Source organism: Streptomyces sp. NPDC046862 (genome assembly GCF_040704615.1).
In the GTDB taxonomy this organism is placed as follows: domain Bacteria; phylum Actinomycetota; class Actinomycetes; order Streptomycetales; family Streptomycetaceae; genus Streptomyces.
Map to the genome: position 1 here is coordinate 50,358 of NZ_JBEYXP010000070.1, position 5,135 is coordinate 55,492.

Annotated in this window: 5 protein-coding genes; all 5 read left to right on the plus strand. The window is 71.4% G+C overall.

Going from position 1 to position 5,135, the window contains the following annotated elements; translation table 11 throughout:
- Positions 1–15: 15 nt before the first annotated feature.
- The 5 genes from AB0959_RS46795 (at position 16) to AB0959_RS46815 (ending at position 4,755) form a co-directional block, all read left to right on the plus strand.
- Complete coding sequence (locus tag AB0959_RS46795) at positions 16–699, plus strand: FMN-binding negative transcriptional regulator (RefSeq protein WP_366833041.1); 684 nt, start codon at positions 16–18, stop codon at positions 697–699.
- A 108-nt stretch (positions 700–807) separates the two neighbouring features.
- On the plus strand, positions 808–2,118 hold the full coding sequence (locus tag AB0959_RS46800) for a SidA/IucD/PvdA family monooxygenase (protein WP_366833042.1): 1,311 nt from the start codon (positions 808–810) through the stop codon (positions 2,116–2,118).
- Between the two features lie 73 nt (positions 2,119–2,191).
- On the plus strand, positions 2,192–2,404 hold the full coding sequence (locus AB0959_RS46805) for an MbtH family protein (RefSeq protein WP_152771935.1): 213 nt from the start codon (positions 2,192–2,194) through the stop codon (positions 2,402–2,404).
- 317 nt (positions 2,405–2,721) lie between these two features.
- Positions 2,722–3,969, plus strand: a complete 1,248-nt coding sequence (locus AB0959_RS46810) for a cytochrome P450 (protein ID WP_366833043.1) — start codon at positions 2,722–2,724, stop codon at positions 3,967–3,969.
- Positions 3,970–4,269: 300 nt separating this feature from the next.
- Positions 4,270–4,755, plus strand: a complete 486-nt coding sequence (locus AB0959_RS46815) for an ATP-binding protein (RefSeq protein ID WP_366833044.1) — start codon at positions 4,270–4,272, stop codon at positions 4,753–4,755.
- The last annotated feature ends 380 nt before the right edge of the window (positions 4,756–5,135 follow it).

Sequence of the window (5,135 nt, forward strand, 5' to 3'; positions counted from 1 at the left end):
GGATGTGCATCCACCATGTTCGTCCCTGCCCCCTACCGAACACCCGCCACGTCCTGGATGGTGGACATCCTGCGCGGCAACCCGCTGGCGCTGATGACGTCCAACGGCCCGGCCACCGCCGGCCCCTGGGCCACGCACCTGCCGGTCATCCCGGACTCCACGACGAGCGGGGAGTGGACGCCGGACCTCTCCGGCGCCAGGCTCCTCGGCCACATGAACCGGGCCAACCCGCACTTCAAGGCCCTGGACGACGGCGCCGTGGTCCTGCTGACCTTCACCGGGCCCCACGGCTACGTCTCCCCGACGGTCTACGAGAAGACGCCCGCGGCGCCCACCTGGGACTTCACCTCCGTCCACGTCCACGGCACGCTGACGAAGATCGAGCCGGACGAGGCGGGCGAGGAGTCACTGGAGCTGGTGTGCTCCACGGTCCGCGCCTTCGAGGGTGACTTCGGCGCCGGCTGGGACATGCGGGAGTCCCTCGACTACTTCCGCAAGATCCTCCCCGCGGTGGGCGCCTTCCGCGTCGACGTGACCGGCGCGGAGGGGATGTTCAAGCTCAGCCAGGAACAGGACCCCGACGTCCGCGAGCGCGTCCGGGAGTCCTTCGCCGGCCGCGACTCCACCCGGCACCGGGAGGCGGCCGGGCTCATGGACCGGCTGCCCAGGCCGGACATCGGCTGCCCGCACGCCGCCTGACCCACGGACACCACACCGGCCCACCACAACCGGCCCCCAGCACGGCTCGCCCACGAAGCGACAGCTCATCACCAGCCCCTCAACAGCCCACGAAGGCGGGAGAATCGCATGGAACAGCACCGTGACGTCCACGAGGTCGTCGGCATCGGCTTCGGCCCCTCCAACCTGTCCCTCGCCATCGCCCTGGAGGAGCACGAGGCCAAGCGCGACGGGCACCCGATCTCCGCGGCGTTCTTCGAGAAGCAGCCCACGCTCGGCTGGCACCGCAACATGCTGCTGCCGTCGGCGACCATGCAGATCTCCTTCCTCAAGGACCTGGCCACCTTCCGCAACCCCGCCTCGCAGTTCAGCTTCGTCAACTACCTGCACGCGGCCGGACGCCTCGCCCAGTTCGTCAACAACCAGAGCTTCTTCCCGACCCGCGAGGAGTTCCACGACTACCTGGAATGGGCCGAGTCCAGCTTCTCGGACCGCGTCAGCTACAGCTCCGAGGTGACCTCCGTGCGGCTGCCGCGGGACGGCGGGCCCCTCGACCACGTCGAGGTCGCGGTCCGCGGCACGGGCCCGCGCGGCGCGACCCGCGTGGTCAAGGCCCACAACATCGTGGTGTCGACCGGACTGGTGCCGCGCATGCCCGCCGGCATCGACCGCGACCAGCGCATCTGGCACAGCTCGGAATTCCTCGAGAAATTCCGCAAACTCACCCAGGATTCGGTGAAGAGGGTCGCCGTCATCGGCGCCGGCCAGAGCGCCGCCGAGATCGTCCGCTTCGTCTACGACTCGATCCCCGGCGCCACGGTCTCCGCGATCATGCCGTCGTACGGCTACTCCATCGCGGACGACACCCCCTTCGCCAACAGGATCTTCGACGCCTCCGCCGTGGACGACTACTACAACGGCGGCGAGCGGTCGAAGGACGCCTTCTGGCGCTACCACAGGAACACCAACTACGGCGTCGTCGACGACGAGGTCATCCGCGACCTCCACCAGCGCGCGTACGACGACGAGGTGCGCGGCACCCCCCGCCTGGACTTCGTGAACCTGTCGAAGGTCGACAGCGCGAAGCAGACCGGCGACAAGGTGCGCCTCACCCTGCACTCCCTGCGCAGCGACGAGACGTCCGACCTCGACGTCGACGTGCTGATCTGTGCGACGGGCTACGACTCCATGGAGCCGAGCGAGCTGCTCGGCGAGCTGGAGCCGCACTGCCTGCGCGACGAGCAGGGCCGGTTCCGGGTCGAGCGGGACTACCGTCTCGCCACCGGACCGGACGTCACCTGCGGTGTCTACCTCCAGGGCGGCACCGAACACACCCACGGACTCGCGTCCTCACTGCTCTCCAACATCGCCGTACGGAGCGGGGAGATCGCCGACTCGATCGCGGAGAGGAGGACGAACCGGCAGTACAGCACGGCGTGACCACACCACGCGGACTTCCCCCCACGGCGGGCGAACCCCGCACCGGGAGGTCCCGACCAGATTGGAGTTGCCCATGACCACCAACCCGTTCGACGACAACGACGGCCGGTTCTACGTGCTGGTGAACGACGAGGAGCAGTACTCGCTCTGGCCCACGTTCACCGACGTCCCCGCCGGCTGGCGGGTCGCGTTCGGAGAGGACGGCCGCAGGCCGTGCCTGGACTACATCGAGCAGACCTGGACGGACATGCGCCCCAGGAGCCTCCGCGAGGCCATGACGGGTTAGCAGACGGTCACCGACCAGCGCCGCACCACCCCGCACCGAGCAGGACACCGGCGCCACCCGCACGCCGGCCCTGTACGTGAGCGCCCGCCCCCTTACCCGGGGGCGGGCGCTCACGCGTGTGCGGGGCCCTCGCGGCCGACGTTCAACTGTCCATGTTCTTCCCCTCCTCACGACCAGGGAGCGGCGATATCGCCTGGTCAGAGGCTGTGCCTCGGCATCCGCGCGGCAGTCGACCGGCCTTGAGCGGGCCGGAGAGCGACGCCACTGTGGCGCACGGAGACACGGATGCCGAGATCCCCGCGCCAAGGAGAGACCTCATGACCACCATGGAGACCGAGCCGCTCGTCCAGCTGACGTCGGAACTCGTGAGCGACCCGGTACGCGGCTACACGGAGCTGCGCCGCCAGGCCCCCCTCGTGCGGGTCACCCTGCCGGGCGTGGAGACGCCGGTGTGGCTGATCACCCGCTTCGAGGACGCCAAGGAGGCGCTGTCCGACCCCCGTTTCGTCCGCGACCAGGAGAAGATCCCCGGCTTCGCGAACGACGGGCCGTCCATCGCCGAGCAGATGATCGAGGCGTACGGGCTGCCGATGGAGTACCGCGACTACCTCGGGATCATGGTCCTGGTGGACGGCCCCGAGCACACCCGGCTGCGGCAGCTCGTCACCAAGTCCTTCACCGCGCGCCGCATCAACGAACTGCGCCCGCGCATCGAGGAGATCACCCGGAACCTGATCGAGCCGCTCGCCGCGAAGCAGGAGGCCGAGCTGCTGGAGGACGTCGGCTACCCGCTCGCCTCCACCGTCATCTGCGCCCTGATCGGCATCGACGAGGCGGACGTGCCGGACATGCGCCGCTGGATCCGCGAGTACGCCTCCGGGGACCTCGACCTGGTCATCCCGGCCCTGCGGAACATGGTCGACCACTCCAAGGACCTCATCGCCCGCCGCCGGGCCGACCGCCGCGACGACCTGGTCTCCGGGTGGATCACCTCGGGCGAGGGCGCCCCGGACGGGCTGACGGAGACCGAGATGGTCGCCCTGATCCTGCTGCTCATCAACACGGGCATCACCCCGCCGGCGCTGTTCATCGCCTCCGCGGTGCTCGCCCTCCTCGACCACCCCGAGCAACTGGCCCGGCTGCGAGCCGAACCGGAGCTGCTGGGCCGGGCGGTGCCCGAACTCCTGCGCTTCACCTCGCCCGTGCCGATGGGCGCGCCCCTGTACGCCACCGAGGACCTGGAGTTCGCCGGCATGCCCGTACGGAAGGGGGAGGCCGTCACGAGCGCGCTGCTGGCGGCCAACCACGATCCGGACGAGTTCCGGGCGCCCGAGGCGCTCGACGTCACCCGTGAACTGGGCCGCGGAGTCGGGCACGTCGCCTTCGGCCACAGCGCGCACTACTGCATCGGCGCGGCGCTGGCCCGCGTCGAGGCGGAGGTCGCCCTGCACGAGATCCTGATCCGGCACCGCGGGACGGCGCTGGGCGTGGCCCGCGACGAGCTGGAGTACTTCGACCTGCCGGGGGAGGGCCGTCACCTGCGGGGACTGCCGGTGCGGTTCTGAGAGCCGGGCGGTACGAGCGGCACACCGGGACGGGGCGCCCGGACGGGGAGACCCGTCCGGGCGCCCTTCGCCGTGCGGGGCGGCACGGGTCTCCTCCGCCGCTTTTCCGCCAGCGGCGCACCCGCACGGATACGTGGTCACTGCACGTTCCGGGGGACTGTGCGGTACAACGAGCTGACGCCCCTTCACAGGACCCGCACGGGAGATCACCGTGCGCATCCGGAGTCCGCCTGGCATCGGTTGACGTCCCTGGCCTCCGTGGTCCCCCCGAACCCACCCTCACCGCAAAGGAGACGACCCGTGTCCGACACCGCCATCCCCGGGCCCGTGCTGGTCGTGCTGCTCGGCGCGGCCGGCAGCGGCAAGAGCACCGTGGCCGCCGACTGGCCGCCGGGCAGCGTGCTGGAGCTGTCCGCACTGCGCGAGCTGATCTGTGACGACGCCGTGGACCCCGCGGCCACCGACGAGGCGGTGTACACGCTGGGCACGATCCTGGAGGGGCGCCTGGCGCGCCGGCTGACCACGGTCGTGGACGCCGACGCCAGCACCGATCCGGTGACCCGCGCCAAGTTCCTGGAACTGGCCGAGCGCTACGAGGTCCCGGCCGCGGCCTTCGTGATGACCACCCCGCTGGACGTCTGTCTGGAACGCAACGCGATACGGCCCCCGCGGCGCCGGGTGCCCGAGGACGTCCTGCGGGAGCAGTACGCCCAGGCGATCGACGCCACGCCGAACCTCCGCGCCGAGGGCTTCGACCATGTGGAGGCGCTGTACGGGGGTGGGTGACGGGCGGAGCCCCCGGTGCGGGTTGGGTGTGGCTGGTCGCGCAGTTCCCCGCGCCCCTAAAAGCCTTGGCCTGGCCGGAGAAGAAGCGGCGGCCCGCACGATTCAGCGCTGGCCCGCACCATTCAGCCCCTCCGGCGTTTGAGGAGCGGGGGTCCGGGGGCCGGCCCCCGAAGCGGGGTCCGGGGCGGAGCCCCGGGGACGGGTAGGGGCGGCGGGGGCGCCCCCCCCGCGGGCCCCCCCCCCCCCCCCCCCCCCCCCCCCGCCCCCCCCCCACCCCCCCCCCCCCCCCCCCCCCCCCCCCCCCCCCCCCCCCCCCACCCAACCCCCCCCCCCCCCCCCCCACCACCCCCACCCCCACAAACACAAAAACACCAACAAAC

Excerpts from the sequence above, each read along its gene's own strand:
- AB0959_RS46795 (WP_366833041.1), top strand. The coding sequence starts at position 16 with ATGTTCGTCCCTGCCCCCTACCGAACACCCGCCACGTCCTGGATGGTG.
- AB0959_RS46800 (WP_366833042.1), top strand. The coding sequence starts at position 808 with ATGGAACAGCACCGTGACGTCCACGAGGTCGTCGGCATCGGCTTCGGC.
- AB0959_RS46805 (WP_152771935.1), top strand. The coding sequence starts at position 2,192 with ATGACCACCAACCCGTTCGACGACAACGACGGCCGGTTCTACGTGCTG.
- AB0959_RS46810 (WP_366833043.1), top strand. The coding sequence starts at position 2,722 with ATGACCACCATGGAGACCGAGCCGCTCGTCCAGCTGACGTCGGAACTC.